This window comes from Bacillus sp. ABA4_010 (genome assembly GCF_056159105.1).
In genome coordinates this window covers 3,594,445-3,620,399 of the sequence record NZ_JBSWUN010000003.1, presented here as the reverse complement: position 1 = coordinate 3,620,399, position 25,955 = coordinate 3,594,445, and the positions used below count along the sequence as shown (strand labels likewise).

Here is a 25,955-nt window from a genome sequence, read left to right as displayed (position 1 = left end):
CCCGTTCGGCTGTTGCCAAACGGGTCTGTTTGTCATTATAGCGATAATTTAGACGTCTTTTTAGTGAAGTCTTCCGTAGGGTAATAGCTGTTTTTTACTAAAATGTTTGGTCCAAGGCATTGAACAGCTGGGCAATGACAGCTTAATTCCGCAGCAAGAGAAGATTGCTGCCAAGTGTCGAAAGCTTGCTGAAGGGTACTAGTTTGAATATTGCCAAGCGGAGGCGTGTCTCCAAAGTCGGTGACAATAATATCTCCGTTGAAAATATTTACATTTAAGCGAGAGCGTCCATCTGGATCGTTACGAACGGTTACATTCTTACTTGTGTATAAACGTTTCAGCAAAGCTAAATCTTCTTCATTATTGTTACAAGGGTAAAACGGAAGGGTTCCAAACAGCATCCATACATTTTCATTGCGAATGTCCAAAAGCTGATGAATTGCGGAACGCATTTCCTCCAATGACAACGTTTCAAGGCTGCTAGCAAAATCGCTTGGGTACATCGGATGAACTTCGTGGCGCTGGCATTCCATCTCATGAACAATTTGATGATGAATATGTTTGATATACGGGAGGGTGCGTTTATTTAACATCGTTTCAGCTGATACAATGACACCTGCTCGAGATAATGCTTTACTATTTTCAATCATGCGCTCAAAATACTTCGCCCGTTGTTCATACGTTGGCTTGCGTTCCATCATCGCAAATCCGCCTTCTACAAAATCATCCATTGTGCCCCAGTTATGGGAGATGTGCAAAACATCTAAATATGGAGCAATCAGTTCATAGCGATTTAAGTCCAATGTAAGGTTTGAATTGATTTGCGTACGAATTCCTCGTTCTCGGGCATACTTTAAAAGAGGAAGAACGTAATTTTTGACCGACGTCATCGAAAGCATCGGTTCTCCTCCAGTAATACTCATGGAGCGAAGGGTAGGCACTTCTTCCAATCGCTTAATAAGCAATTCTAAAGGCAGAGCATTAGGGTCTTTTGGCTGTAACGTATAGCCAACAGCACAATGCTCACATCGCATATTGCAAAGCGTAGTTGTGGTAAATTCGACATTTGTTAATGTCGGTTTGCCGTATTGTTTTATGTCTAAATAAGCTTCCCATGGATCATAGGAAGTGGTAATAGGTTGAAGAGTGATATTATTCATAGAAGACTCCTTATTAAAAAAATGAAAGCCACCGCCTATTATGAAATTTATTGAAGGAAGTTGTCAATTATGAAATCATTCGTTACGATAAAATAGAATGTGATTTCGGGGGAAAATATGCGAAGTCCATGCTGTTATACAGCCATTATCTTTTTACGTGGATTATCTGATTATCGAGGATGATTGTTACCGTGAAAAGCAAGAAAGGAGAGAATACGTGTGGGCAATGCTGTTCAAGATAAAGATTCGCAGCTGGATTATTTAAAACAGCGTTTAAATATGTTTTTGGATGTTCTTGATGCAATTGAGCCAGAACATACAGAACTGGAAGATGTTGATCGTCTTATCCAAATGATCGATGATTTGGAAATGAAATGTGAACAATTTAAGAAACAATCTTAAACGAAAGTATCGTTTAACGAACAGATTGTGAATTGAGGTGGATGCGACTGTCTGAGACGAGGATTTTTCCTTTCCAGGCAGTTTCATCCTTTTTATTTTGCCTTTCGCTTAAAAATGCAAAGGAGTATAATATTGACTGTAAACGATTTACTATTCGTAACAGATGAGTGGAAAAAGAGAATAACGATACCATCAAGGGGATTGGAAGGAGACTGGAAATGGACAAGTTAAGGGAAAGTATGTATGAATTAATTGTTGAAACGTCTACAAAATTGCCGAAAGATGTTAGACGAGCGATTGCTCAAGCAAAAGCAAAAGAAAATGCGGGAACACGAGCGGCAATGTCTTTAGCGACGATTACAAATAATATTACGATGGCAGACGAAAACATTTCACCAATCTGTCAAGATACAGGCTTGCCAACTTTTAAAATTAAAACACCGGTTGGGGTCAATCAATTAGAGATTAAAGAAGCAATTTATTGGGCTATTGAAGAGGCAACCAAGCATGGAAAACTTCGCCCTAATTCTGTTGATTCTTTGACAGGTACGAACAGCGGCGACAATCTCGGAGCAGGAACACCAGTTATTAAATTCGAGCAATGGGAAAAAGATTATATTGATGCGCGTCTCATTTTAAAAGGAGGCGGCTGTGAAAATAAAAATATTCAATACAGCTTGCCGTGTGAGCTTGAAGGTCTTGGGAAAGCAGGTCGAGACTTAGATGGCATCCGCAAGTGTATTTTACATTCTGTTTATCAAGCACAAGGACAAGGATGCAGCGCTGGTTTTATCGGTGTCGGCATCGGAGGCGACCGTACATCAGGATATGAGCTAGCAAAAGAACAATTGTTCAGAAGCGTTGATGATGTTAATCCGAATGAATTGCTTCAAGAGCTGGAAGAGTATGTGATGGAAAATGCTAACAAGCTTGGAATTGGTACAATGGGCTTTGGTGGGGAAACGACGTTGCTTGGCTGTAAAGTGGGCGTAATCAACCGTATTCCAGCAAGCTTTTTCGTTTCAGTTGCTTATAATTGCTGGGCTTTCCGCCGTTTAGGGGTGAAGGTGGATGCACATACAGGGGCTGTCCAAGAGTGGTTATATCAAGATGGAGAGTTAATTGACTTCTCGAAGGAAAAGGACGTAGACACACCTTCAGAAGCCGAGGAAGTGGTGTTGCAAGCACCTATTACAGAAGAGCAAATCCGCAGCTTGAAAGTGGGCGACGTTGTGCGTATTACGGGCATGATGTATACAGGCCGTGATGCCATTCATAAATATTTAAGCGATCATGACTGTCCGGTTGATTTGAATGGCCAAGTGATTTATCACTGTGGACCGGTGATGCTGAAGGATGAGGACGGCAACTGGCACGTGGCAGCAGCAGGACCGACAACAAGTATTCGTGAAGAGCCATACCAAGGCGATATTATGAAAAAATTTGGCATTCGTGCGGTGATTGGAAAAGGTGGCATGGGGCCGAAAACATTGGCTGCCTTACAAGAGCATGGCGGTGTATACTTAAATGCAATTGGCGGAGCCGCTCAATACTATGCAGATTGCATCAAGTCGGTAGAAGGTGTCGATTTCATGGAATTCGGCATTCCAGAAGCTATGTGGCACTTACGAGTAGAAGATTTTAAAGCGGTCGTTACGATGGATTCTCACGGAAACAGCTTGCATCAAGATGTAGATAAATCATCTCTTGAAAAGCTTTCTGAATTTAAAGAGCCTGTTTTTAAATAAAGTAAAAATGTGGAATGTTTCATATGAAACATTCCACATTTTTCTAGTTGTTGAATGAATTTTCTGCATGTGATGGAAAAGAATGCAGGGCATGAATGATTCGTGGAAACAAACACTAAAAGAAAAAACAAAAGAGGTGGTTCCTATGTTTCGACGCATCTCTTCTTTCTGTTTAGCGATGTGGCTTGTTTCTTTCATTTTGCAGCCTGCTGTATTTGCTCATGCCTATTCAAATGAATCAATCAATTGGGGATTTTCAAAAAGTAAAAATCATGAACCTGCATCAGCGGGAAAAGAACTCGATGACCTTTTAGCCAAATATGATTCTTTTTATATTGGCCATACGAAGGAAAAACATATTTATTTAACGTTTGATAATGGTTACGAGAATGGATATACAGAAAAAGTATTAGATGTATTGAAGGAAAAAAAGGTCCCCGCTACGTTTTTTGTAACAGGTCATTATTTAAAGGATCAGCCGGATTTGGTTCAGCGAATGGTAAAGGAAGGGCATATTGTCGGAAATCATTCATGGCATCATCCGGACTTAACGAAGATTAGTGACGATCGTTTGAAAAAAGAACTGCAAAAGGTAAAGGATGAATATAAAGAAATTACAGGCCGTGACGATATGAAATATTTGCGTCCTCCACGAGGGGTTTTCAGTGAAAGAACATTGGCTTTATCTAAACGTGAAGGGTATACGAATGTCTTTTGGTCGCTTGCGTTCGTGGACTGGATTACAAATAAGCAAAAAGGCTGGAGATATTCGTACGATAACATTATGAGACAAATTCATCCTGGCTGTATTTTACTGCTGCATACTGTGTCAAAAGATAATGCAGAAGCGCTTGGGAAAGCGATTGATGATTTGCGCAAGCAAGGATATGAGTTCCACAGCTTAGATGAATATGTATTAAATGAAGCCAAAGTCAATCCGATGTTATTTCATCCAGGCAGATAAGTACAAGGGGATTTAAGAAGAGGAAGGAACTCTTTTTAAATCCCTTTTTCTTAATGGTATAATAAAATGAAGACGGGCGTTTTCTGCTTTACCGAGAGAAAACGCTATGGTAAGGTATGTAGATATGTAAAGTTGAAAAACAAATAAGTCGAGGTTTTAAACAATGAATAAACCAAATTCAGGCATCAAAGCAAAGGAAGGGCAAACCGTCTTGCTGACTATTAAACGGCTTGGCATTAATGGCGAAGGTGTCGGTTATTATAAAAAGCAAGTAGTCTTCGTTCCAGGTGCTTTGCCAAATGAAGAAGTATTTGTCGATATTACGAATGTTCAGCCAAACTTTGCGGAAGGCAAAGTAAAGCGAATTAAAAAGAAGTCTCCTGAACGTATCACACCTGCCTGTCCCATTTACGAACAGTGCGGGGGCTGTCAACTTCAGCATTTAAACTATGAATCGCAGCTGAAGCAAAAACGTGATATTGTCATTCAATCTTTTGAGCGGCACAGTTCACTCAAAGGAACGGATGAAAAAGTACTTTCCACGATTGGCATGGAAGAGCCGTGGAATTATCGAAATAAAGTGCAGTTTCAAGTGGGGCTTCATAATCAAAAAGTCATTGCCGGACTGTATGGATTGAATTCTCATCGTTTAATTGACATTGAAACGTGTCCAATCCAGCATAGTGCTACAAATAAAGTGACAGCGGTTGTAAAAAGCATATTGCAGGATTTGAAAGTTCCTGTCTATGACGAACGGAAGCGAAGTGGCATTGTTCGTACAATTATTTCAAGAGTCGGTTTTCAAACAGGAGAAGTCCAACTGGTATTAGTGACTACTCAAAAAGACATCCCGCGTAAAGAACTGCTTTTAAAGGAAATCCAGAAGCGTCTGCCAGAAGTGACGTCTATTATGCAAAATATTAACGGTCGAAAAACGTCTTTAATTTTCGGTGAGGAAACGGTTCATTTAGCAGGGGAAGAGGTCATCCAAGAAGTGCTTGGAGATCTTTCATTTGAACTATCTGCGCGTGCCTTTTTCCAGCTTAATCCGGTTCAGACAGTCAAGCTTTATGATGAAGTGAAAAAAGCAGCAGGCTTAACTGGGAAGGAAAAAGTAGCCGATGCATATTGCGGTGTAGGGACGATCGGTTTGTGGCTGGCGAAAGATGCGAAAGAAATTAGAGGCATGGATACGATTGCCGAATCCATTGAAGATGCCAAAAAGAATGCCCGCAATCACGGTTATAAGAATGCGCACTACGTTGTCGGGCAAGCGGAACATTGGCTGCCAAAATGGGTGAAGGAAGGGTGGAAGCCCGATGTTGTAGTCGTTGATCCCCCTCGTACCGGCTGTGATAAAGAGCTGTTGAATGCGATCTTAAAAGTAAAACCGGAGAAAGTCGTCTACGTCTCCTGTAACCCGTCTACTCTTGCTAAAGATGTGGACAAGCTTGGAAAATTTTATAAAATAGAAACCATTCAGCCTGTGGATATGTTTCCACACACCGCTCATGTGGAAACGGTGACGAAGCTTGTGCGCAAATTTTAATTGTTTCCAACATGTTCGGAATAAGGTTAATTATGCATAACGAACCAAAAAAATGCTTACAATCCATCAACGGATTGTAAGCATTTTTTTGGTTAAAAGAACACGTCTTCTGACAAACTGTTTCAGGAGGATGGGTACATTTTCGATAATTTCATTCCATTAATTAAAAAGACAATCGACTCAGTAAAGGAATCAATAAAATTAGGGAATACATAATGATAATTGGATAATTGAGTGGCCTCTATTTGAACGTCGCTTGGGTGACAGAGCGGGTATCTGGCGATGATATAGGTGAAAGACATATCAATAAGCTTCATAATATCTTCGCTGCTGAATTCAGGTAAGTTGTGCTGCATAATATGGAAAATTCGGCTGTTTTCAATGGCAAGATAATTTTTGAATTCCACTAAAGTGTCAAGCGATGCATTTTGTTCAATTATTGTGAATAACAGAGAAAAGAGCTTCAAGTAACGGGGGTGCTCATTTAAAATAGTAGCCCAAGTATGGACGAAAGTTTGTGTATCTAATTTTTCTGGTTGAATGAGCAATCTTTCCATTTCATCTACGACCCAAATAATCTCATCCATTAGTACGTAAAGGTATATATCTTCTTTGGAAGAAATGTATTTGTACAAGTTCGCTCTTGTAAAATTGATTTTATTTCCAATTTTTGTGAGGGTAATTTCGTGATAAGGCATTTCGTCAAACAGCTTTGTAGCTGCAGCTTTAATTTGTTCCAATCGAATCTTTTTGTTTTCTTCATTTCTCGCACGTTCAAATGACATCTTCTTCACCTCTTTTAAGACTCGTATTTAGTATAGCATAAATCAACTGAAATAATTAACGGAATGATACTAAAATTAAGGGGGGTTTATTTTAATACTCTTTTATATGTTATAAAAAGATTGACAAGTAACAATATGTTACTTATATTAAGATTGTAAGGAACATATTGTTACTAAAGATGGCGACTCAAAACGTCGGATGAATATATGTAGTAAACAACAATTTAAAGGAGGATGTTCATTTATGAAGAAAACGGCATTAATTACAGGAGCATCAAGCGGGATTGGGAAAGAATTAGCTCGTATTCATGCGGAAAAAGGTGGCAATCTTGTTATCGTGGCAAGACGTGAAGATAAGCTAATAGAATTAAAAAAGGAACTAGAAAGCCAATACAATATCGACGTAATGGTAATTGCGAAGGATTTGACTTCACCAGAGTCGGCAACGGAAATTTATCATGATGTGAATGCAGCGGGAGTAAAGGTCGATTATTTAATTAATAATGCTGGTTTTGGCGGACGAGGAAAATTTCATGAACGAGCTTGGGAGCAGGACTTAGCGATGATTCATTTGAATGTCGTTGTGTTAACAGCATTGACTCGATTATTCTTGCCTGATTTCGTAAAGCGGAACGAAGGGAAAATTTTGAATGTGTCGTCAACTGCTTCCTTAATGCCAGGACCGCTTCAAGCTGTTTATTATGCGACAAAAGCGTACGTTACATCGTTTAGCAATGCCATTGCAGAAGAGCTGCATGATACAAACATTACTGTAACGGCATTGTTGCCGGGAGCGACTGAGTCCGAGTTTGCCAAAACTTCTGGGATGGATCAGACAACGTTATTTGCGAATACAAGCAGCGCGAAAGAGGTAGCAACAGAAGGGTATAATGGGATGATTGAAGGAAAACTGAATGTGATCGCAGGTGTGACGTTTAGTCAACGAATGATAATGGGAATGGCGCCGATGCTGCCTAAAAAAATGTTGCTCAAACAAATTCGTCAAATGCAAGAAGTTAACGAATAAAGAAAGCTACCGTCAGTAAGAATATGCCGGTCGATTAGCGAACAGAAGACTTGAAGAAGGAAAAATTCCGATTCTTCAAGTTTTTTTATTGTTTAAAATGGCAGGTGAAAATTGTGATGAAGCTGAAGAACAATACGACAAAGTTTTACAATATTTTAACAGAGGCATTATGCTAACTCAGAAAACAACGTATATAATGGTATCTATAAAAGGGAGTAGTTCAAAAAGAAATGGTCAAAGGTTGCGTTGTTCATGAAGTTGTTATGAGTCATTATTTATACACAGGATAATGGAGCATTCAATCCTTTATTAATAGGATATCAACAGTGTTATCCACATTATCCACAAATTACCGGTATTATTTCTGAAAATTTCATAAATATTAGAGTAGTTGTTATAAAAGGATTCTACTCATTTATGCACATTATCCACATAACTGTGGATAAACCTGTGTATATATTTCATTTTTATAAAAAGTTTGAATATAGGAAAAAAGATGTTCGAAAATGGAATAAACGGGCAAAACAGCGTATCCATGTTTGCCCGTTTATTTATTGAAATGCGTAGTGTACTTATCGTCTGCTTTTATTCATTTGGTTGACGCGAACGCCAGCCGCCTGAGCTCTTGCCATAGCCTCCAAATCCTCATTATCGGCTTTTTCCATTGAAAATTCTACGTCATGTCCATCCGATTTTAAATTTTTTGGCACTTGAGGCAATGAAGCTTTATTGTTGTCACGAGATTTTCCTCCGCGAGATCTGCCCATTCGAAACCCCTCCTGAAAAACATCATTTGAACAATTGTTCTTTTCTATTGTGCGTTGAAAGAAAGGGGGTATGTATGAGAGATATTGTCAGCTTAATGACGTGCATGCTTTGGAGTGTAGCCACCAGCTTGGTCTGCCATTTTAAAATCACGTGCATATGATACTTCTTGAGAACTGCTTAAGTTACTTTTAACTTTGTCACGTTTTTTCTTGTCTGCCATGTCGTATCCCTCCAATTTAAATCCTCGTATTTCCTTTCATGTTTTATTTTGACCAAAACGTTTCCATTTCAAACAAATGCTGATGTGAGATATCTTATTTTCTGAGGGAAAACGGTGAGAAGGTGAGGGGAAAAGCATAAAAAATATCCACAACCTGCCTGTTTCACATAGTTGTGGATACCCATTTTGGATTATGCTTCCTTAAGATGCTCTTCTTGAAGTTCCTGACCGTTTCGTAAAATATATAGTGTGTATAGGTCTTTGGAGATTTCATATAAATTATAAATGTCGCCTCCCTGGTTAATTTCTTCGTAAAGGCCTTTGCTCGTTTCATTTGCTAACGTGACATAAGGAAGTTTTTCTGCTGCTTTCATGGAACGAACATTCACTTTACGAATGCGCATAAAAATTCGTTCAATCCCAAGCTCATAAAACAATTCATTAAAAAACGCTTCTTTTGCTATTTTATTATAACCTTTTCCGTGGTACGGCTTTCCAAGCCATGTGCCAAGAAATCCGGCATTATCTTGTACGTCAAATAAATTAATAGTCCCGATGGGGTTGCCCCATTCATCTGTAATCGTGCGTGAAATTACTTCACCGTGCTCTTCTGCTTCTAATGTTTGTTTCGTCATAAATAAAAATTCCTCATAAGAATAGGCTTTATGACGCACAAAAGGGAAGACGTCCGGATGCACCATTAGTTCGTATAAAGCCTGGCAGTCATGTAAATCACGTTTTTTTAACATAATGTCCCCTCCTAATCGAGGGCAGACCACGACTGTTGGCCCCCCACCCTCGAAATTTTTTATAAAAGATTAAAAAATTTCGGGGTGGGAATCGAACCCACTAGAACCAGTTATTACTGGTGGCGCACCATTTGCCTTCCCATTCAAAATCAACAGCATCTATTTGAATGTTTTATCCAATTGTAAGCAACTTTTAAATGAAAATTAAATCTTACCCTACGTATAATACTAAAAAAAAGTTAAAAAAGAAATAGGTAATTTGTTAATTTTTTTTGAATAATATTTCCCCATTAATCATCGTCAACACCGGTTTTGCTAAATAGTGGAACGGGTGGTGGCTCCATACCACAACATCAGCATCCTTGCCTTTTTCCAAACTGCCGACTCGATCATCAACCCGTAAATTTCTAGCAGCCGTAATCGTAATGCCTTCAAGTGCTTTTTGTTCATCAAGCCCTTCCCGTACGGCAATCGATGCACAAACATTTAAATACTGAATCGGGGTGTAGGGGTGGTCTGTTGTGATGGATACTTCCACACCGTGGTCACAGAGAGCTTGGTAGGTTTTCCAGCTTTTATTTTTCAGCTCAATTTTGGAACGGCGTGTTAATGTCGGTCCGACACAAACTTTTAAGTTTTTCCCGCTTAGTTCTTCCGCAATTAAATGCCCTTCTGTACAATGCTCAATTCGAATGTCTAAATCAAATTCTTCGGCAAAACGAATAGCGGAAATGATGTCATCCGCACGGTGCGCGTGAATTCGAACCGGTATTTCCTTCTTCAATGCTTGAATAATGGGCTTTACGCGCAAATCATCTACGTTATCACAATATTTAGCCCCGTAAAATGCTTCCCGCAGCATGCCCATAATCCCCATACGGGTGATGGACTCTTTGTTGCCGTTACTGTGAATACGTTTTGGATTCTCTCCGAAGGCAATCTTAAGTCCTGCTGTTTCTTGGATAATCATATTGGCAATGTTTTTCCCGGTGGTTTTAATAACAGAGGTTGTGCCTCCGATGACATTTGCACTTCCGGGCATAATGTGTACCGTTGTAATCCCGTATTGAACAGCGTCTCGAAATCCAGGGTCAAGAGGATGAACTCCATCCATCGCGCGAATGTGCGGGGTGAGTGGTTCAATCGTTTCATTAGCATCGTTCCCCGCCCAACCTGTGCCTTCATCATAGAGACCAAGATGTGTGTGAACATCGATGAATCCAGGGAAAAGATATTGATTTGTGCAGTCAATGATTTTCATGTCATTGGATGGGAAGATGAAAGGACTAATTTCTTTAATTTTCCCGTCTTCAACAAGCAAATCATGCTGAGGCAACATAGAGGAAGTAACGGGATAAATGGTAGCGTTTTTAAATAAAACCTTTTTCATGCTAAGCTCCTATCTGCAGTATCGGTTATGTTAAGTTTTGCAATGCTTCCTCTAGTTTATCATATGAAAATGTGTAGCGGTGTTCGCCTAATTTTTGCGGAAAAACTCGTTGTCCTTCTAAAATTAATACACTCATTTCTCCTAAAAGAATTTTAAGTGCAAACTCCGGTACCGGAAGCCAATGCGGGCGATGGGTCACTTTTGCGATAGCTTGACCGAATTGTTTCATCGTTACAGGGTGAGGAGCGGTAACGTTGACCGGTCCTTCTATGTCTTCATGCTCGATAATAAAAGCTATGATGCGTACCACGTCTTCAATGTGAACCCATGATACCCACTGTTCGCCAGAGCCTACCGTTCCTCCTGCAAATAGTTGGTAAGGCAGCACCATTTTCGGAAGAGCTCCTTCTTCTTTTCCAAGAATGATTCCGAAGCGAGTGAGAACAGTTCGAACGTTATAATGCTTTGCTTTGAAGGCTTCTGCTTCCCATAATTGGACGGTGGAAGCAAGGAAATCGTCAGCGGTGGGCGGGGATGGTTCTGTGAAAGACTCGTGAAGAGAAGTGCCATAAAAGCCGACCGCACTTGCATTTATAAATAGTTTGCATGAACTATCCTTTATCATGTCCACCAGCTTTTGGGTAGTCGATATACGGCTTTCCACAATGGCTTTTTTTCTTTCTTCTGTCCAGCGCCCGCTATTTAAAGAGACACCAGCCAAATTAATGACAACATCTGCTTGCTGGACATAATGCCCGGCTTCTTTCCAGTCAATGTAATGAAGAGATTCGGAAGAGGGTCGAGGATGCCTTGTAATAATCCATATGTCATGTTGCTCCGAAAAAAAGGATGTTAACGCTTTTCCGACAAAACCTGTCCCGCCTGCAATCACTATTTTCATATGAGAACCCTCCTGTTATCGTCTGTTTTCAAATGTTTACACAAAGAAGCTAAACGTTGAAACATCTATTTAGTTTGGTATATTGTTAATGAAGAAAAAGCGCTCGTCAGGGCAACGTAACAAGACTGACGAGAGGAAATTATTTGTATGAAATGGGATGGTAGAAATGCCAATTATTACAAAAGTGACTACACAAACTAAAAATCAAGAACGGTATAATGTGTACCTTGATTATGGACAAGGTGAAGACTTTGCATTTAGTGTTGATGAATATGTGCTCGTGAAATTTCAGCTCAAAAAAGGGAAGGAATTAGACGATTTTGAGTTGGCTGAAATTCAATATGCTGATGAAGTGAAGAAGGCGTATAATTTAGCGTTGAATTATTTATCGTATCGAATGCGCTCGAAGAAAGAAGTATATGCGTATTTAAAGTTAAAGGGCAATGGAGATGCGGTTATTCAAGAGGTCATTCATAAGCTGGATGAGCAACGTTATATTGATGACCTTGAATTTGCGAAAGCATACGCTCGAACTCAAATGAACACAACGATAAAGGGGCCGAACGTCATTCGGCAAGAACTGAAAGAAAAAGGAGTCGCAGAAGAGTATATTAATGTTAGTTTACTGGATTTCTCCTTCGATGAGCAACTTCAAACTGCCATTAAAGTGGCGGAGAAAGTGAAAGGGAAGAGCGGAAAGCTCTCTGCAGTGGCATTGAAACAAAAAATTGAACAAACTCTTCAGCAAAAAGGCTATCCTTTCTCCATTATTCAGCAATTGTTTCAAGTATGGACATTGGAGAAGGAAGATGAAGAAGAATGGGAAGCGTTAAAGTACCAAGGGTTAAAGGCGCATCGCCGCTATGAAAAGTATAGTGGGTGGGAATATGAAAGAAGAATGAAACAAGCCCTCTATCGAAAAGGCTTTTCTATCGAACAGATTGAAAGGTTATTGGAGGAGCTGTCAGAGCAATAGGAAAAGGAGTTAGGGGAGGCATAATCGCAATGCGTCCCCTTAACTTTATTAAATTATGATGTCCTTTTTTTCATGTTGTTGTTCATAAATGATTTGAGCAATGTCTTTGGCTGATTTTAAGCGACTCTTGTCTTTTATATGATCGCTCTCGTCCCAAAATGGGGTATCCATTCCACCCATATATGCTCCAATTACTGATAAGGATGTATGCTCGTATTCTTTTTGGAGGCTCTCTGTAAAGCCTCGTACAGCAAATTTACTTGCTACATAGACGGATTCATTCACTTTTCCTCGTAATCCAGCTGTAGAAATGATGTTAATAATTTGTCCATTTGGTCGTGATAAGAGGTGATGAATGAGCGCTTGTGTCACGAAAATGGTTCCTTTTACATTGCTGTCAATCATTTCATGGATTTGTTCTTCTGTTAATTCGTCAAATGAGCCGAAGTGACCAATTCCTGCATTATTAATAAGCACATCAACAGTGTGAGACGATAAGAGTTGCTCAATCTCTTTTTTTGGTTGGCGGATATCAAGCGCGCACAGAGAGGCAGTGCCACCATTTTGCGCAATGGCTTGTTTCGTTTCTTCTAGCTTAGACAGCGTCCTTCCGGCTAAAATCACGTGGTAATGATCGTTTGAATAAAGAAGGGCTAACTCTTTGCCCAATCCTGTACCGGCTCCAGTGATTAATACGGTTTTCATAGTAAATCCCCCTTTGTATGAGCTATGTATTATTGTGGTAGATAATGGACAGAACATGCAACACTTTTGTTTTGACAGGTGTTTTCGTATACTAATATAAGAAAAAGCTATATGGATGGAAAGGGGAAGCTTACTATGGAGGAAAAGCGGTACAGCGATAAAAGCGAATGGGAGTTAAAACAAGAAATTGGGGCTCTTCAAGAAAAGGCGCGAAAAGCAGAACAAATGGGGATGATTAATGAATTTGCTGTGCTGGAGCGAAAGATTCTTTTGGCGAAGTCGTATTTGTTAAATCCAGATGACTATAAATCCGGTGAAGTATACGAAATTGAAGGGGACCCGGGAACATATTTTAAAATTGATTATATGAACGGTGTATTTGCATGGGGGTTTCGATTGGGCGGAGATATGAAAGAAGAAGCGCTCCCTATTTCGATGCTTAAAAAATAAGAGGTTTTATACCGTATTCAAAAAGGGGTGTCACCAAACCGGAAGATTTGATGACCCCCTTTCATGATACATTTCAGCACAGATGGCTAATCCGGATTTACGGTAAATGTGCTATCCAAAAAGCGTTAAGAGCGCTTTCGGGTTTGATTTTCTAAAATGATTAAATCTTGTGTTTGTTGTGTTTGTCCGTTTACTTGCGCATGTGCATGCTTCGGGTTTGCCCATGGCTGCTGAAAAGGGGTAGAATGACGATTGTCAAAAAACTTTTTATGTTTGTTTTGGCCCAAACGAAACACCTCCAGCGTAATTTGCTTTTCTAGTCACTGTTGCGTTGATTAGAAGCGCGCATTCTTTCTTGTGGGTGTGTATTAATCGTTCCATTCGCTCGCTTAGAAGCGAATTCTGCTTTCGCTCTTGGTTCACCTTCGAATTTTTGGCTGCCTTGGTTTGAGAAACCCCGTGCTTTATTTCTCAATGTGATCCTCTCCTTCGTAAGAGGTAGTATTGGATGGTGGCATGCGCTTTTTTGCCACGCATGATTAGTATGGATTAAAAGTGGATGGGTATGTGTCAGATAGGAGAAACAATATTGGTAAATGAGGTGGAAAATATGGAGGATAGATTTAAACAACTGACAGATATACTGTTAGAGAAGAATGAAAAACTGTCTTATGCTCAAGCTCGTACATGGATTGAGCTAATGTGGGAGGATTTTGAGAGCACGTATGCAAAAGCCGGGCGTACATACAGAGGACCAGAGATGACGGAACAAATTGTGAGACGTTGGATTGACCAATATGGGCCTATTTTGCATGAAATGAAAAGTGAAAATCCTAAATACAAACATTTGATTAATCGAGATGACCATCTAACTCATTAAAAAAGAAAGAGGCTGTGTGAAAAAGGAAAATCACCTCTTTTCACACAGCCCTGCAACATGGACCGTTACGTAAATCCAAGAATAATAAGGGTTTGAATCAACGGTCCTTTTTAGTTTGGTAAATAATCCAGTTTTTTACGAAGTTTTTGTTCACTAAAAATCCAGCCAGTATAGGAGCAGATAATATTCAACTCATAATCGAGTTGAACGACGGCGACGAACGGATAATAATCTTTGCTTCGATAACGTAAATCGATAAAACGGACCTCGATGTGATCGTTATATTCTTCAATTTCCCAACGGTAAACAGGGGAAAAAGAAAGGAAAGCGGACAAGTTGTGATCGGTTTTGGCAGCGTCGATAATATCGGATTCGGGAATAGGAACTTTATCAAACTGGTCATATACCATAATTTTATTATTCACGGCGCGCCCCACATAAAAATGATTTTTTGCTGTGATGGCTAAATGCCAATGAGAAAAGCGCAATGTTGGTGAAATAATTAGGCTTGTCACATGCGGAATTTTGGCGTGGACGGCTTTCGCCACGTTTCGCTGCATGCGAAAGCGCAGTGCATAATAGCCAATCAAAATAACATAAATGACCACAAAGGTGTAGCCAGGGTGAGCACCAAGCGTCCAAAGAATAATGCCTGCAATATGGATAAAGAAAATAAAAGGGTCGAATGTATTAATAACCCCTAATGCAATCCACTTTTTCGTAAATGGGCGAAGTGCCTGTGTTCCGTATGCATTGAAGATGTCGACAAACACATGAAGGGCAACCGCGATGAACGTCCAAATCCATAAATGTAAAAGATTGGCGGTTGGAAAAAAGAATGAGACCACTAGAATAATGAATAACGGCCATAGTAAGACGGCTGGGATGGAATGAGTAATCCCTCGATGATTCCGAATGTAGGTGGCGTTATTCTGCAATTTCAAAATGGTATCTAAGTCGGGTGCAAGAGAGCCGGCAATGGCACCGACCATAATGGCTTGCGCGGTAGTGGGATGTGCTGCTGCAACAGGATCCAGTGTAGCGAGTCCACCCAATGCAATTCCCATTGTGATGTGAGTACCAGTATCCAAGGACACGACCTCCTTTTTATTATGTTTATGCCTATTTTGGCAATCGTTGTAAACGAATAATTACGTACACGGCCATATTCTGTGCGTACATTCACCATGTTATGATGAGCAAATGCCTTTTTATTTAATTAAACCATCTACTATAGTTTATCCTGCTGAAACCGCAGTAAAACTGTGTGGATGTAAGAGATATTTTATATTTATAGTAATACCTCGGAGGATATAACGTGAAACAAAGTAAAGATATTGTAAATCATTTTAACATAAAACAGTTTCAACACGACTTGATTTCCTGGTTTGAGCGGGAACAGCGCATTTTGCCGTGGAGAGAAAATCAAGACCCTTACAAGGTATGGGTATCTGAAGTGATGCTTCAGCAAACGAGAGTGGATACGGTTATCCCGTATTTCAACAACTTTATCGAGAAGTTTCCCTCCATTGATAGCTTGGCGGAAGCGGATGAAGATAAAGTGCTAAAAGCATGGGAAGGTCTCGGTTATTATTCCCGTGTTCGCAATCTGCAAGCAGCAGTTAAAGAAGTGAAGGAACAATATGGGGGCAAAGTACCAAATACGGCTGCCGAAATTTCCAAGCTAAAGGGTGTGGGACCATATACGACCGGGGCTGTACTTAGCATCGCATATGGAGTGCCAGAGCCGGCAGTAGATGGAAATGTGATGAGGGTGTTATCCCGAATTCTCTCCATTTGGGATGATATCGCGAAACCGAAAACGAGAAAACTGTTTGAGGAAGTCGTCCGTCTCATTATCTCTAAAGAAAATCCGTCTTATTTCAATCAAGGGCTAATGGAGCTTGGGGCGATGATCTGTACGCCAACATCTCCTTCCTGTCTTTTATGTCCTGTCCGTGATCATTGCCGTGCTTTTGAAGAAGGGGTACAGACAGAACTGCCAGTCAAATCGAAAAAGAAATCATCTAAAAGCGTTCAAATTACAGCGGCTGTCTTGACAGATGAACATGGAAAAGTACTTATTCGAAAACGCCCTAGTCAAGGCTTGTTGGCGAATTTATGGGAGTTTCCAAATGTCGAAATAGTGGAAGGGGCTGGCTCTGAACAGGATCAATTTTTAGCGCACTTGTGGGCAACCCATCATATTAATGCTTCTCTACAAGCGCCATTTGGCTCCATTCAGCATGTTTTTTCTCATCTTGTCTGGAACATTCAGACTTATAAAGGAAGTTTGCATTCAAGCGTTGAAGAAACGGCTGGAGTCAAGGCTGTCACGTTTGAGGAATTGCAAGACTACGCATTTCCAGTGTCACATCAAAATATTTTAAAAGCCTTTAAAGAAGCGGAAAGCAAAGAGTGATATTCACTTTTTGCTTTCCGCTTTTCGGCTGTCATGATAAAAGGTTAATCGTAAGAAATCTCCGTTCCATGAGTGTAATCAGCTTCTTGGCGCTTCATTCCGCCTCTTGCTTCAATTTCTTTTACAATTTCGCGGTGAATGGTTTGTCCTTCTGCATTTAAATACGGAACCATTTGCTGGAGCGAATGGTGGAAATATTGTAACTCACTATTTTTCCATTCTTTTTTAGACGTCATGGACAATTCCGTCATATCACGACCTACGTACATGTGCCGTTCACCTCTGTTTTAAGATAATTGTTCAGAAGTCAGTCAACGCCTTTTGATTATGCTGTTAGGTGTTAGACTGACTTTATTTTGGCAAAAAAACGTGTTTCCTATACAATACAAGTAAAGATCAATCTGAAGGAGTGAAGGCAGTGGCACAAAAAGTAGCCCTTGTTACAGGAAGCAGCAGAGGAATTGGAAAGGAAACAGCTTTGCGTCTAGCAGCAGAAGGGTATGATCTCGTTATTAATTATGCTCGCAGTAAAGCGGCGGCAGAAGAAACAGCAAAAGAAATCGAAGCTCTTGGCCGACAAGTGTTGCTTGTAAGAGCAAACGTAGGGAAAGTGGATAAAATCAAAGAAATGTTTGCTCAAATTGATGAGGTGTTCGGCCGATTAGATGTATTTGTAAGCAATGCGGCTTCTGGAGTGCTACGTCCCGCAATGGAACTAGAAGAATCCCATTGGGATTGGACGATGGATATTAATAGTAAAGCATTCCTTTTTTGCGCTCAGGAGGCAGCGAAGTTAATGGAAAAAGCAGGAGGGGGCAAAATTGTAACAATTAGCTCACTCGGCTCTATTCGTTATTTGGAAAATTATACAACTGTCGGGGTGTCAAAGGCAGCTTTGGAAGCGTTAACCCGTTATTTGGCAATTGAGCTTGCTGCTAAAAATATTGTCGTCAATGCGGTGTCTGGCGGAGCCGTGGATACGGATGCACTGAAGCATTTTCCAAACCGAGATCAATTGCTGGAAGATGCAAAAGCAAATACACCTGCAGGGCGCATGGTTGAAACAGCTGATTTAGCGAATGCAGTAATGTTTTTAATTTCGGATGCTGCAAGCATGATTCGTGGGCAAACGATTATTGTTGATGGCGGCCGCTCATTGATGATGTAATAAAAAATATGGGATAGTTTTTCAACCTCCAGGGCAGATTAATTTCGTGGAGGTGATTAACGATGGCAAACAACTACAAAAACCAAGCGAACAAAACGGCTTCTGGTACAAACGTACAGCACGTGAAACAACAAAACAGTCAACCTGCTGGCCAATATGGCACAGAATTTGCTTCTGAAACAGATGTGCAACATGTAAAACAGCAAAATGCACAAGCAGAAGCGAAAAAAGGACAAAACTCTGGTCAATATTAAGACGTATTGCCAGTAAAAGAAGGTACTCCCTCATTCGTAGGGAGTACCTTTTCTCATGAAAATAGCTGAGCTGACAAAACTAGTTGAAAGTTTACATATATCGTCAAAGGATTCGAAGGATGGAAGCAAGAATTGAGTAAGGTAAAGATATGGCACGGAACGTGTGCGAGGAGGGAATGGAAGATGAGTCAATTCGATCTATTAGTAGGCCAGCAGTTAGAGACAATGGATCAGCTGCTTTTTTTGCAATCAGAAATTGAGCGGTGCCAGGAAATTGAACGGGAGCTTCAAAAATTACAGGCCGAAACGGAACTGCAGCATGTCCGAGACGAAATCATCTCGATGAAAACGCAATTAAGGGAAATTCAGCAAACCTTTGAAGAACAAACGTCCCAAATCATTAAAGCCTATCAAGCGACGGTATCTTAGAAAACATTATTTTAGAGCACGTTTTTTGAAGGGATGTCTTCCAAAATAGAATAAAAAAATCAGCCATCTTCTTCAAAAGGTGGCTATTTTGTTTTAAATTAAGTCTTAAATCGCTATAATAATATAAATAAGCAAAAAAAACTACGTATATACTGAGGTTTAGTTTATGACGGGATCAAGAAGAATATAGTCTAAAAGCGCGACGTCCTTTACGTCGGAGGTTTAGAAAGCGCTTAAGGAAAGTAGGGGAATAAAAAATGGGCTTTCCCATCGAAGGAGAAACGATTCAAATACATAGTTATAAACATAATGGGAAGATACACCGTATATGGGATGCCACGACAATTTTGAAAGGTTCCAAAAGTATGGTGATTGGGGGGAATGATCGGACGATTGTTACGGAGTCAGATGGAAGGACATGGGTCACGCGTGAACCGGCTATCTGTTATTTCCACTCGAACTATTGGTTTAATGTGATCGGTATGCTAAGAGAAGATGGCATTTACTATTACTGCAACATTAGTTCGCCGTTCACTCACGATGAAGAAGCATTAAAATATATTGACTATGATTTAGATATTAAAGTTTTTCCAGACATGACGTATGTTCTTCTCGATGAAGACGAGTATGAACGCCATCGTAAGCAAATGAATTATCCAGATGTGATTGATCGTATTTTACATGAAAATGTAGAAACATTAAAAAATTGGATTCGGCAGCGTAAAGGGCCGTTCGCTCCAGAATTTATCGACACATGGTATGAGCGGTATTTGACTTACCGAAATCCATAAAAGGGACAAAAAACCTGTTCAATAGACAGGTTTTTTCCATGACCGAAGCGGAATAAACTCTCGCGTTCATGGCTCTATTTTCAACAGTCAATGGACCTCAACGTTTTCGACAAGCCGGTTAGACTGTTCTTCAGTTTTTAATAAAGGAGGAAGAAAATCTGGGTATTATAAGACGTTACCTACAGTTCGTAAATCCGTATAAATGGCAAATCGTTGGAACGGTTATAATTGGAGTGCTCAAATTTGGGATTCCACTTTTAATTCCAATTTTATTGAAATATGTCATTGACGATATCGTCAATAATGACACTCTCTCTTCTGCAGCAAAATCAAAAGAATTGGCAATCATTATGGGCGTCATGTTTGTTGTGTTTGCTGTGTTACGACCGCCGATTGAGTATTACCGGCAATATTATGCCCAATGGGTTGGAAGCAAAGTGCTATATGATATTCGTGCCAAATTATTCGATCATCTTCAAAAATTGAGTTTGCGCTATTATTCCAATACACGTGCTGGAGAAGTTATTTCTCGAATTGTCAATGATGTAGAGCAGACGAAATCGTTTGTTATTACAGGCTTAATGAACGTTTGGCTTGATATGATTACTATTTTTATCGCCATTGCAATTATGTTCACGATGGACGTGACGTTAACCATTGCTTCGATTATTTTATTTCCGGTCTATGCTTTTTCGGTGAAATATTTTTACGGCCGCTTGCGCCATTTGACGCGTGTCCGTTCTCAGGCGCTTGCGGAAGTGCAAGGTCATTTGCATGAAAGAGTACAAGGAATTTCTGTCATTAAAAGTTTTGCGATTGAGGAGCAGGAACAAGCACGCTTTGATCAGCAGAATCGTCATTTCTTACAAAAAGCACTGGAGCATACAAGTTGGAATGCAAAGACGTTTGCAGTCGTTAATACTGTTACTGATATTGCTCCGTTGCTCGTCATCGGGTATGCAGCTTGGGAAGTCATTCAAGGTGATTTGACGGTTGGAACGATGATCGCCTTCATCGCTTATATTGACCGCCTTTATAATCCGCTGCGTCGATTGGTAAATTCTTCGACCACCCTGACCCAATCCTTTGCCTCGATGGACCGGGTATTTGAATTCATTGATGAAAAATACGATATTACCGATAAGCGTGATGCCATTGAGTGCCATGAGTTGAGAGGGGAAGTAAAGTTCGAACAAGTATCGTTTGCGTATGAAGAAGAAGAAACGTCTGTCCTCAAAGAGATTGACCTTCACATCTCACCAGGTGAATCGGTAGCCTTTGTTGGGATGAGCGGGGGCGGAAAGTCTACCCTTATTAGTCTCATTCCGCGTTTTTACGATGTCACAAAAGGAAGAATCTTGATGGATGGACACGACATTCGTGACTATCGAGTCAGAAGCTTACGAGACAAAATTGGTCTTGTTCTCCAAGACACAGTGTTGTTTAGTGAATCGGTGAAGGAGAACATTCTGATGGGCAAGCCGAATGCGACAGATGAAGAAGTGATAGCGGCCGCCAAAGCAGCCAATGCTCATGACTTTATTTTGAACTTGCCAGAAGGATATGATACGAAGGTTGGCGAGCGAGGGGTTAAATTATCGGGAGGCCAAAAGCAGCGTGTGGCGATTGCCAGAGTGTTTTTAAAAAATCCGCCTGTTTTAATCTTTGATGAAGCAACCTCCGCGCTTGATTTAGAGAGCGAACACCTTATTCAGGAAGCATTAGAAAAGCTGGCGAAAAACCGTACGACATTTATCGTTGCCCACCGTTTATCGACCATTACGCATGTAGACCGAATTGTGTTAGTAGAACACGGGAAGATTGTCGAAATGGGGACACATGAAGAGTTGATGAACAAAAAAGGTCATTATTATCAATTATTTACTGTCCAGCAGTTAGATACAGAGTAAAAGTTACCACTAAGCGAAATTGAACCAAATTCATTTCAATGCCTGCTTGACCTTTCATCGGTCAAGCAGGCATTTTTCACGTTACTTGAAATGTAAGGTTCTGGGTGGTGTATCGTCTATAATGCCAACATCAACGAACTGGGAACATTTGTTATGAAGGGGGCTAGAGGTGGGAACGAAAAACTTTCCTGTAATATTGTTTAGCTCTTTTCTATGAAAAACAGGAAGGTGATACATTATATTCAAAAGATAAATTTTACCAACGACTGAAGAGCGGATTGAAAAAAGACAGTACAGTAATGTGTTAATAGCTAAAAATGTAAGCGTTTTATATTTATTTAAAACCTGTATACACCAGGTTTTTAGGGAGGATTAAGTGTCGTTGTCGTAATATGTCGATGAAAAAAATGGAACTTTTTCTGCCAATCCTCTTTAACTTTTTTAGAATAGAATGTATACTCTAAAAATGTAAAATATTCTAATTATTTATAAAAAAGTCATTTTAGGATGTGGGAATATGACAAAAAAGAGGGTACTGGATGTAGTTGGTTTAAATACATCCTTTTTTACAGATGAAGGGGAAATACCAGCTGTTGATCATGTAGATTTTCATATAAATGAAGGCGAGATTTTAGGCATCGTCGGAGAATCAGGGTGTGGAAAAAGTGTTACGTCACTTTCCATTATGAGGCTCATTCCGAGTCCGCCGGGGAAAATCACTTCGGGCCACATTTATTTTAAAGGCGAAGATTTAGTACAAGCATCCGAAAAAAGAATGCGTGAAATTAGAGGGAATGATATTGCGATGATTTTCCAAGAGCCAATGACATCCCTCAATCCGCTTTTTACAATCGGAAATCAATTAACAGAAGCGATTCGTATACATAGAAAATGGGACAAGAAAAAAGCGAAAGATCACGTCATCAACATGCTGAAACTCGTCGGTTTGCCAAGACCGGAGGAATTATATAAAGAGTATCCGCATCAGTTATCTGGAGGGATGCGTCAGCGTGTGATGATCGCGATGGCGCTCCTTTGCGACCCGCAAGTGCTCATTGCCGATGAACCGACAACGGCGTTAGATGTGACGATTCAAGCTCAAATTTTACAGCTGATGAAAGAATTAAATGAAAAACTGAATACGGCTATCATGCTTATTACACATGACTTAGGCGTAGTGGCTGAAGTGTGTAATCGCGTGACGGTTATGTATGCAGGAAAAGTAGTCGAAGAAGCGGATGTGCAAACGATTTTTAAAAATCCAAAGCACCCATATACGAGAGGGCTTATTCAGTCGGTTCCGGATAAACGCCATAAGAAGGACCATCTTTACTCAATTCCAGGGAACGTGCCGAAGCCTGGATCGATTAAAAAAGGATGCCGATTTGCGGGACGTTGTGAACATGCAGGGAAACGATGTTTGGAAGAAGATCCTCTCCTTTACGAAGTAGATGGCACGAAGCATCGTGTACGCTGCTTCTTACATACAGAAGAGGGGGTTGGGACGAATGACGGAATCGCTGTTACAAGTTAAAGGTCTGAAAAAGCACTTTCCCATTAAAGGAGGACTTTTCAGTAAACAAATAGGGGCCGTCAAGGCGGTAGACGGCTTAAGCTTTGAAGTGAAAAAGGGAGAGACACTTGGAATTGTCGGTGAAAGCGGATGCGGAAAATCGACGACGGGACGACTGTTGCTTCGGTTAATCGAGCCGACAGAAGGACAAGTCATGTTTGAAGAAAAAGAGGTTACGAGTTTATCAAATAGTGAGATGCGCAAATTGCGCAGGGAAATGCAAATGGTCTTTCAAGATCCCTTCGCCTCGCTTAATCCGCGTCATACGATTGAGAAAATATTAGAAGAGCCACTCATTGTACACGGCATAGGCAATAAAGAAGAACGTAAACAGAGAGTCCGCGATATGCTGAAGGTGGTCGGGCTAAGTAGTTACCATGCAAGTCGTTATCCTCACCAATTCAGCGGAGGGCAAAGACAGCGAATCGGCATTGCGAGAGCTTTAATGACTAATCCGAAGCTCATTATCGCCGACGAACCGGTGTCAGCTCTGGATGTGTCGATTCAATCCCAAGTATTAAATCTGCTAGAGGATTTGCAGAAGGAATTTCAATTAACGTATATTTTTATCTCGCATGATTTAGGCGTTGTTCGACATATTTGCGATCGTGTCGGAGTAATGTATTTAGGGCAAATGGTCGAGCTGTCTGAAAGTGAAAAGATATACGAAAAGCCACTTCATCCTTACACAGAAGCGCTGCTTTCGGCGGTTCCTGTACCAGACCCGGACTTTACGCGTGAACCGATTATTCTTGAAGGTGATTTGCCAAGTCCATCCAACCCACCGGTTGGCTGTCCGTTCCATACACGCTGTGGCAAGTGCATGGATGTATGTCGAACGACACGTCCTGAGTTAAAAGAGGTTGAACCGAATCATTTTGTTGCCTGTCATCTTTATGAGTGAAACGAAAGAACGGCAGACGGCATTAATGATAGATAAATAATATAAGAGGGGGATTTTAAGTGAAGAGAAAATGGTATGCTTTAGCACTCGTTTTTGTATTAACGCTTTCCATGGCTCTAGTTGGTTGCAGCAAGTCAGAATCAACAGGCGGTGAAGAGCAAGCAGGCTCCACTCAGCAAGACACACTCGTATTTGGACGCGGTGGAGACGCGGTTTCATTGGACCCTGCAACAGCCACAGATGGAGAATCTTTTAAAGTAACGAAAAACTTATTCAATACGTTAATTGAGTTTGGTGAACAAGATACAGAATTAAATCCTGGACTTGCGAAAGAATGGTCTGTTTCTGAAGATGGTTTGACTTACACATTGAAGCTTCAAGAAGGTGTTAAATTCCACGATGGTACGGACTTTAATGCAGAAGCGGTTGTGTTCAACTTTAATCGCTGGAAAGCAGGCAACAAAGAACAGTTCTACTATTACAACTCTCAATTTGGTGATGTCATTCAAGAAGTAAAAGCAGTTGATCCGGCTACGGTAGAATTCAAATTAAGCCGTCCGTTAGCTCCGTTTTTCAAAAATTTAGCGATGTCCCCATTTGCGATTTCTTCACCGGCAGCGGTTGAGAAATATGGTGAAAAATATAATGAGAATCCTGTCGGTACAGGAGCGTTTAAGTTTAAAGAATGGAAGCGTAACGACCGTATCGTCATCGAAAAGAACGAAGATTTCTGGATTGACGGTCTGCCGAAGTTAAATCAAGTTATCTTCACAGTGATTCCTGAAAACTCTGCTCGTTTAAATGCTTTAAAAACAGGTGAAGTGGATTTAATCGATGGTGTGAACTTTACAGATGTTCCTGGAATTGAAAGTGATTCAAACTTGCAAACATTCTTCCGTCCATCTTTAAACGTCGCGTATTTAGGATTAACGAATACAAGAGGCCCATTAGAGGATAAGAAAGTACGTCAAGCATTAAACCATGCGGTAGATAAATCAGCACTTGTCGATGCATTCTTTGCGGGTGAAGCAACTCCAGCTAAAAACCCGATGCCTGAAGTAGTAGAAGGCTATAATGACAGCATTGAAGATTATCCGTTTGATTTAGAAAAAGCAAAACAATTGTTAGCGGAAGCTGGCTATCCAGACGGTTTTGAAATGGAATTATGGGCAATGCCTGTACCTCGTCCATATATGCCAGACGGACAGAAAGTAGCAGAAGCGCTTCAAGCAAACTTTGAGAAAATCGGCGTTAAAGCAAAAATTGTCACATATGAGTGGGCTACTTATTTAGATAAAGCACGTGCAGGAGAAGCGGATGCGTTCTTGCTTGGCTGGACAGGCGATAACGGTGATGCGGATAACTTCTTATATGTATTGCTTGATAAAGACTCTATTGGAAGCAACAACTACGCTTATTACCAAAACGAAGAAGTTCATAACTTATTAATTCAGGCACAAACAGAAGTAGACCCTGAAAAACGAAATGAACTATACAAACAAGCACAAGTAATTATTAAAGACGATGCTCCTTGGATACCGCTTGTTCACTCTAAGCCAGCATTAGGCGGTAAAGCAAACATCACTGGATTTAAAGCACATCCAACTGGTTCTGATGAATTGGCAACAGTTGAGTTTCAATAATTTAGACAGACCTGCATAATGGAGGCAAATTATTGAGATGAAAGAGGGAGGCTGATGAGGGAGAGTGGTTTCCCTCAACATTCCCCTTTAAAAAGGCCCCGTCATGAAAATCCGGTAAAATCAAGGGATTCTGTGACGGGGTTTTTCATTAGGTAGGTTTGCCCGTTAATTTAAGATGGGACAGCTC

29 protein-coding genes are annotated in these 25,955 nt (G+C 40.4%); 17 read left to right on the top strand and 12 right to left on the bottom strand.

Translation table 11 applies throughout. The features are described from left to right. Positions 1–35 precede the first annotated feature (35 nt). On the bottom strand, positions 36–1,160 hold the full coding sequence (yfkAB, locus tag ACXAEO_RS19090) for a radical SAM/CxCxxxxC motif protein YfkAB (RefSeq protein WP_474883712.1): 1,125 nt from the start codon (positions 1,158–1,160) through the stop codon (positions 36–38). 219 nt (positions 1,161–1,379) lie between these two features. Between yfkAB and ACXAEO_RS19085 the strand changes: the two genes are divergently transcribed. The 4 genes from ACXAEO_RS19085 to rlmD all read left to right on the top strand — a co-directional run bounded on the left by ACXAEO_RS19085 (position 1,380) and on the right by rlmD (position 5,823). After that, positions 1,380–1,562 carry an SE1561 family protein gene (locus ACXAEO_RS19085; protein WP_474883711.1) on the top strand — a complete coding sequence of 61 codons (183 nt, stop codon included), beginning with the start codon at positions 1,380–1,382 and terminating at the stop codon, positions 1,560–1,562. 218 nt (positions 1,563–1,780) lie between these two features. Beyond that, on the top strand, positions 1,781–3,310 hold the full coding sequence (locus ACXAEO_RS19080) for a fumarate hydratase (protein ID WP_474883710.1): 1,530 nt from the start codon (positions 1,781–1,783) through the stop codon (positions 3,308–3,310). A gap of 145 nt (positions 3,311–3,455) precedes the next feature. Next, positions 3,456–4,274 (top strand): delta-lactam-biosynthetic de-N-acetylase, encoded by an 819-nt coding sequence (gene pdaA / locus ACXAEO_RS19075; RefSeq protein ID WP_474883708.1) that lies wholly within the window; start codon positions 3,456–3,458, stop codon positions 4,272–4,274. A 163-nt stretch (positions 4,275–4,437) separates the two neighbouring features. After that, positions 4,438–5,823: a 23S rRNA (uracil(1939)-C(5))-methyltransferase RlmD gene (gene rlmD, locus ACXAEO_RS19070; protein ID WP_474883705.1), complete on the top strand. Its 1,386-nt coding sequence runs from the start codon at positions 4,438–4,440 to the stop codon at positions 5,821–5,823. Between the two features lie 122 nt (positions 5,824–5,945). Here rlmD and ACXAEO_RS19065 read toward each other — a convergent pair whose 3' ends face one another. Next, positions 5,946–6,608 carry a TetR/AcrR family transcriptional regulator gene (locus ACXAEO_RS19065; RefSeq protein ID WP_474883703.1) on the bottom strand — a complete coding sequence of 221 codons (663 nt, stop codon included), beginning with the start codon at positions 6,606–6,608 and terminating at the stop codon, positions 5,946–5,948. Positions 6,609–6,852: 244 nt separating this feature from the next. Between ACXAEO_RS19065 and ACXAEO_RS19060 the strand changes: the two genes are divergently transcribed. Then, on the top strand, positions 6,853–7,635 hold the full coding sequence (locus ACXAEO_RS19060; RefSeq protein ID WP_474883701.1) for an SDR family NAD(P)-dependent oxidoreductase: 783 nt from the start codon (positions 6,853–6,855) through the stop codon (positions 7,633–7,635). Positions 7,636–8,207: 572 nt separating this feature from the next. Here ACXAEO_RS19060 and ACXAEO_RS19055 read toward each other — a convergent pair. The 5 genes from ACXAEO_RS19055 to ACXAEO_RS19035 form a co-directional block, all read right to left on the bottom strand. After that, the gene (locus tag ACXAEO_RS19055; protein ID WP_474883699.1) at positions 8,208–8,402 is read right to left on the bottom strand and encodes a YfhD family protein; all 195 of its coding nucleotides are present in this window, start codon (positions 8,400–8,402) and stop codon (positions 8,208–8,210) included. Between the two features lie 92 nt (positions 8,403–8,494). Beyond that, positions 8,495–8,623 carry a YfhE family protein gene (locus ACXAEO_RS19050; RefSeq protein ID WP_474883697.1) on the bottom strand — a complete coding sequence of 43 codons (129 nt, stop codon included), beginning with the start codon at positions 8,621–8,623 and terminating at the stop codon, positions 8,495–8,497. Between the two features lie 191 nt (positions 8,624–8,814). Continuing rightward, the gene (locus tag ACXAEO_RS19045) at positions 8,815–9,372 is read right to left on the bottom strand and encodes a GNAT family N-acetyltransferase (RefSeq protein WP_474883695.1); all 558 of its coding nucleotides are present in this window, start codon (positions 9,370–9,372) and stop codon (positions 8,815–8,817) included. 262 nt (positions 9,373–9,634) lie between these two features. Then, on the bottom strand, positions 9,635–10,762 hold the full coding sequence (locus ACXAEO_RS19040) for an amidohydrolase (RefSeq protein ID WP_474883693.1): 1,128 nt from the start codon (positions 10,760–10,762) through the stop codon (positions 9,635–9,637). A gap of 25 nt (positions 10,763–10,787) precedes the next feature. Beyond that, entirely contained in the window at positions 10,788–11,663 is an 876-nt protein-coding gene (locus tag ACXAEO_RS19035) for a TIGR01777 family oxidoreductase (protein WP_474883692.1), read from the bottom strand. Between the two features lie 166 nt (positions 11,664–11,829). Between ACXAEO_RS19035 and recX the strand changes: the two genes are divergently transcribed. Continuing rightward, complete coding sequence (gene recX, locus ACXAEO_RS19030; protein WP_474883690.1) at positions 11,830–12,639, top strand: recombination regulator RecX; 810 nt, start codon at positions 11,830–11,832, stop codon at positions 12,637–12,639. 48 nt (positions 12,640–12,687) lie between these two features. On the opposite strand, the gene ACXAEO_RS19025 is transcribed toward recX, so the two are convergent. Then, positions 12,688–13,344 carry an SDR family NAD(P)-dependent oxidoreductase gene (locus tag ACXAEO_RS19025; protein ID WP_474883688.1) on the bottom strand — a complete coding sequence of 219 codons (657 nt, stop codon included), beginning with the start codon at positions 13,342–13,344 and terminating at the stop codon, positions 12,688–12,690. A 135-nt stretch (positions 13,345–13,479) separates the two neighbouring features. Here ACXAEO_RS19025 and ACXAEO_RS19020 point away from each other — a divergent pair, with 135 nt between their 5' ends. Next, on the top strand, positions 13,480–13,794 hold the full coding sequence (locus ACXAEO_RS19020; protein ID WP_474883686.1) for a YfhH family protein: 315 nt from the start codon (positions 13,480–13,482) through the stop codon (positions 13,792–13,794). 125 nt (positions 13,795–13,919) lie between these two features. Here the strand turns inward: ACXAEO_RS19020 and ACXAEO_RS19015 are convergent, their stop codons facing one another. Then, positions 13,920–14,081, bottom strand: coding sequence for a YpzG family protein (locus ACXAEO_RS19015; protein WP_474883684.1), 162 nt, complete (start codon positions 14,079–14,081; stop codon positions 13,920–13,922). 29 nt (positions 14,082–14,110) lie between these two features. After that, the gene (locus ACXAEO_RS19010; RefSeq protein ID WP_474883682.1) at positions 14,111–14,269 is read right to left on the bottom strand and encodes a small, acid-soluble spore protein K; all 159 of its coding nucleotides are present in this window, start codon (positions 14,267–14,269) and stop codon (positions 14,111–14,113) included. Between the two features lie 135 nt (positions 14,270–14,404). Between ACXAEO_RS19010 and ACXAEO_RS19005 the strand changes: the two genes are divergently transcribed. Further along, positions 14,405–14,674 carry a YfhJ family protein gene (locus ACXAEO_RS19005; protein ID WP_474883680.1) on the top strand — a complete coding sequence of 90 codons (270 nt, stop codon included), beginning with the start codon at positions 14,405–14,407 and terminating at the stop codon, positions 14,672–14,674. 110 nt (positions 14,675–14,784) lie between these two features. Here ACXAEO_RS19005 and ACXAEO_RS19000 read toward each other — a convergent pair whose 3' ends face one another. Further along, positions 14,785–15,765, bottom strand: coding sequence for a metal-dependent hydrolase (locus ACXAEO_RS19000; protein WP_474883678.1), 981 nt, complete (start codon positions 15,763–15,765; stop codon positions 14,785–14,787). A 227-nt stretch (positions 15,766–15,992) separates the two neighbouring features. Here ACXAEO_RS19000 and mutY point away from each other — a divergent pair, with 227 nt between their 5' ends. Further along, positions 15,993–17,096, top strand: a complete 1,104-nt coding sequence (gene mutY / locus ACXAEO_RS18995) for an A/G-specific adenine glycosylase (RefSeq protein WP_474883676.1) — start codon at positions 15,993–15,995, stop codon at positions 17,094–17,096. A gap of 44 nt (positions 17,097–17,140) precedes the next feature. Here the strand turns inward: mutY and ACXAEO_RS18990 are convergent, their stop codons facing one another. After that, positions 17,141–17,365 carry a hypothetical protein gene (locus tag ACXAEO_RS18990; protein ID WP_474883675.1) on the bottom strand — a complete coding sequence of 75 codons (225 nt, stop codon included), beginning with the start codon at positions 17,363–17,365 and terminating at the stop codon, positions 17,141–17,143. Between the two features lie 149 nt (positions 17,366–17,514). Here ACXAEO_RS18990 and fabL point away from each other — a divergent pair, with 149 nt between their 5' ends. The 8 genes from fabL (at position 17,515) to ACXAEO_RS18950 (ending at position 25,768) form a co-directional block, all read left to right on the top strand. Beyond that, positions 17,515–18,264, top strand: a complete 750-nt coding sequence (fabL, locus tag ACXAEO_RS18985) for an enoyl-[acyl-carrier-protein] reductase FabL (RefSeq protein WP_474883673.1) — start codon at positions 17,515–17,517, stop codon at positions 18,262–18,264. 62 nt (positions 18,265–18,326) lie between these two features. Further along, a complete protein-coding gene (locus ACXAEO_RS18980; protein ID WP_474883671.1) occupies positions 18,327–18,518 on the top strand; it encodes a gamma-type small acid-soluble spore protein in 192 nt (63 codons plus the stop codon). Between the two features lie 183 nt (positions 18,519–18,701). Beyond that, on the top strand, positions 18,702–18,947 hold the full coding sequence (locus ACXAEO_RS18975) for a YgaB family protein (protein WP_474883670.1): 246 nt from the start codon (positions 18,702–18,704) through the stop codon (positions 18,945–18,947). A gap of 257 nt (positions 18,948–19,204) precedes the next feature. Continuing rightward, on the top strand, positions 19,205–19,738 hold the full coding sequence (gene ntdP, locus ACXAEO_RS18970) for a nucleoside tri-diphosphate phosphatase (RefSeq protein ID WP_474883668.1): 534 nt from the start codon (positions 19,205–19,207) through the stop codon (positions 19,736–19,738). Between the two features lie 158 nt (positions 19,739–19,896). Continuing rightward, positions 19,897–21,648: an ABC transporter ATP-binding protein gene (locus tag ACXAEO_RS18965; protein WP_474884290.1), complete on the top strand. Its 1,752-nt coding sequence runs from the start codon at positions 19,897–19,899 to the stop codon at positions 21,646–21,648. Positions 21,649–22,165: 517 nt separating this feature from the next. After that, the gene (locus ACXAEO_RS18960; protein ID WP_474883666.1) at positions 22,166–23,182 is read left to right on the top strand and encodes an ABC transporter ATP-binding protein; all 1,017 of its coding nucleotides are present in this window, start codon (positions 22,166–22,168) and stop codon (positions 23,180–23,182) included. Further along, positions 23,157–24,125: an ABC transporter ATP-binding protein gene (locus ACXAEO_RS18955; protein WP_474883664.1), complete on the top strand. Its 969-nt coding sequence runs from the start codon at positions 23,157–23,159 to the stop codon at positions 24,123–24,125. Before ACXAEO_RS18960 ends, ACXAEO_RS18955 begins: the two co-directional genes overlap by 26 nt. Before the next feature lie 59 nt (positions 24,126–24,184). Then, the gene (locus tag ACXAEO_RS18950) at positions 24,185–25,768 is read left to right on the top strand and encodes an ABC transporter substrate-binding protein (RefSeq protein WP_474883662.1); all 1,584 of its coding nucleotides are present in this window, start codon (positions 24,185–24,187) and stop codon (positions 25,766–25,768) included. Positions 25,769–25,955 lie beyond the last annotated feature (187 nt).

Excerpts from the sequence above, each read along its gene's own strand:
- yfkAB (WP_474883712.1), bottom strand. The coding sequence starts at position 1,160 with ATGAATAATATCACTCTTCAACCTATTACCACTTCCTATGATCCATGG.
- ACXAEO_RS19080 (WP_474883710.1), top strand. The coding sequence starts at position 1,781 with ATGGACAAGTTAAGGGAAAGTATGTATGAATTAATTGTTGAAACGTCT.
- pdaA (WP_474883708.1), top strand. The coding sequence starts at position 3,456 with ATGTTTCGACGCATCTCTTCTTTCTGTTTAGCGATGTGGCTTGTTTCT.
- rlmD (WP_474883705.1), top strand. The coding sequence starts at position 4,438 with ATGAATAAACCAAATTCAGGCATCAAAGCAAAGGAAGGGCAAACCGTC.
- ACXAEO_RS19065 (WP_474883703.1), bottom strand. The coding sequence starts at position 6,608 with ATGTCATTTGAACGTGCGAGAAATGAAGAAAACAAAAAGATTCGATTG.
- ACXAEO_RS19060 (WP_474883701.1), top strand. The coding sequence starts at position 6,853 with ATGAAGAAAACGGCATTAATTACAGGAGCATCAAGCGGGATTGGGAAA.
- ACXAEO_RS19055 (WP_474883699.1), bottom strand. The coding sequence starts at position 8,402 with ATGGGCAGATCTCGCGGAGGAAAATCTCGTGACAACAATAAAGCTTCA.
- ACXAEO_RS19050 (WP_474883697.1), bottom strand. The coding sequence starts at position 8,623 with ATGGCAGACAAGAAAAAACGTGACAAAGTTAAAAGTAACTTAAGCAGT.
- ACXAEO_RS19045 (WP_474883695.1), bottom strand. The coding sequence starts at position 9,372 with ATGTTAAAAAAACGTGATTTACATGACTGCCAGGCTTTATACGAACTA.
- ACXAEO_RS19040 (WP_474883693.1), bottom strand. The coding sequence starts at position 10,762 with ATGAAAAAGGTTTTATTTAAAAACGCTACCATTTATCCCGTTACTTCC.
- ACXAEO_RS19035 (WP_474883692.1), bottom strand. The coding sequence starts at position 11,663 with ATGAAAATAGTGATTGCAGGCGGGACAGGTTTTGTCGGAAAAGCGTTA.
- recX (WP_474883690.1), top strand. The coding sequence starts at position 11,830 with ATGCCAATTATTACAAAAGTGACTACACAAACTAAAAATCAAGAACGG.
- ACXAEO_RS19025 (WP_474883688.1), bottom strand. The coding sequence starts at position 13,344 with ATGAAAACCGTATTAATCACTGGAGCCGGTACAGGATTGGGCAAAGAG.
- ACXAEO_RS19020 (WP_474883686.1), top strand. The coding sequence starts at position 13,480 with ATGGAGGAAAAGCGGTACAGCGATAAAAGCGAATGGGAGTTAAAACAA.
- ACXAEO_RS19005 (WP_474883680.1), top strand. The coding sequence starts at position 14,405 with ATGGAGGATAGATTTAAACAACTGACAGATATACTGTTAGAGAAGAAT.
- ACXAEO_RS18990 (WP_474883675.1), bottom strand. The coding sequence starts at position 17,365 with ATGTACGTAGGTCGTGATATGACGGAATTGTCCATGACGTCTAAAAAA.
- ACXAEO_RS18980 (WP_474883671.1), top strand. The coding sequence starts at position 18,327 with ATGGCAAACAACTACAAAAACCAAGCGAACAAAACGGCTTCTGGTACA.
- ACXAEO_RS18975 (WP_474883670.1), top strand. The coding sequence starts at position 18,702 with ATGAGTCAATTCGATCTATTAGTAGGCCAGCAGTTAGAGACAATGGAT.
- ntdP (WP_474883668.1), top strand. The coding sequence starts at position 19,205 with ATGGGCTTTCCCATCGAAGGAGAAACGATTCAAATACATAGTTATAAA.
- ACXAEO_RS18960 (WP_474883666.1), top strand. The coding sequence starts at position 22,166 with ATGACAAAAAAGAGGGTACTGGATGTAGTTGGTTTAAATACATCCTTT.
- ACXAEO_RS18955 (WP_474883664.1), top strand. The coding sequence starts at position 23,157 with ATGACGGAATCGCTGTTACAAGTTAAAGGTCTGAAAAAGCACTTTCCC.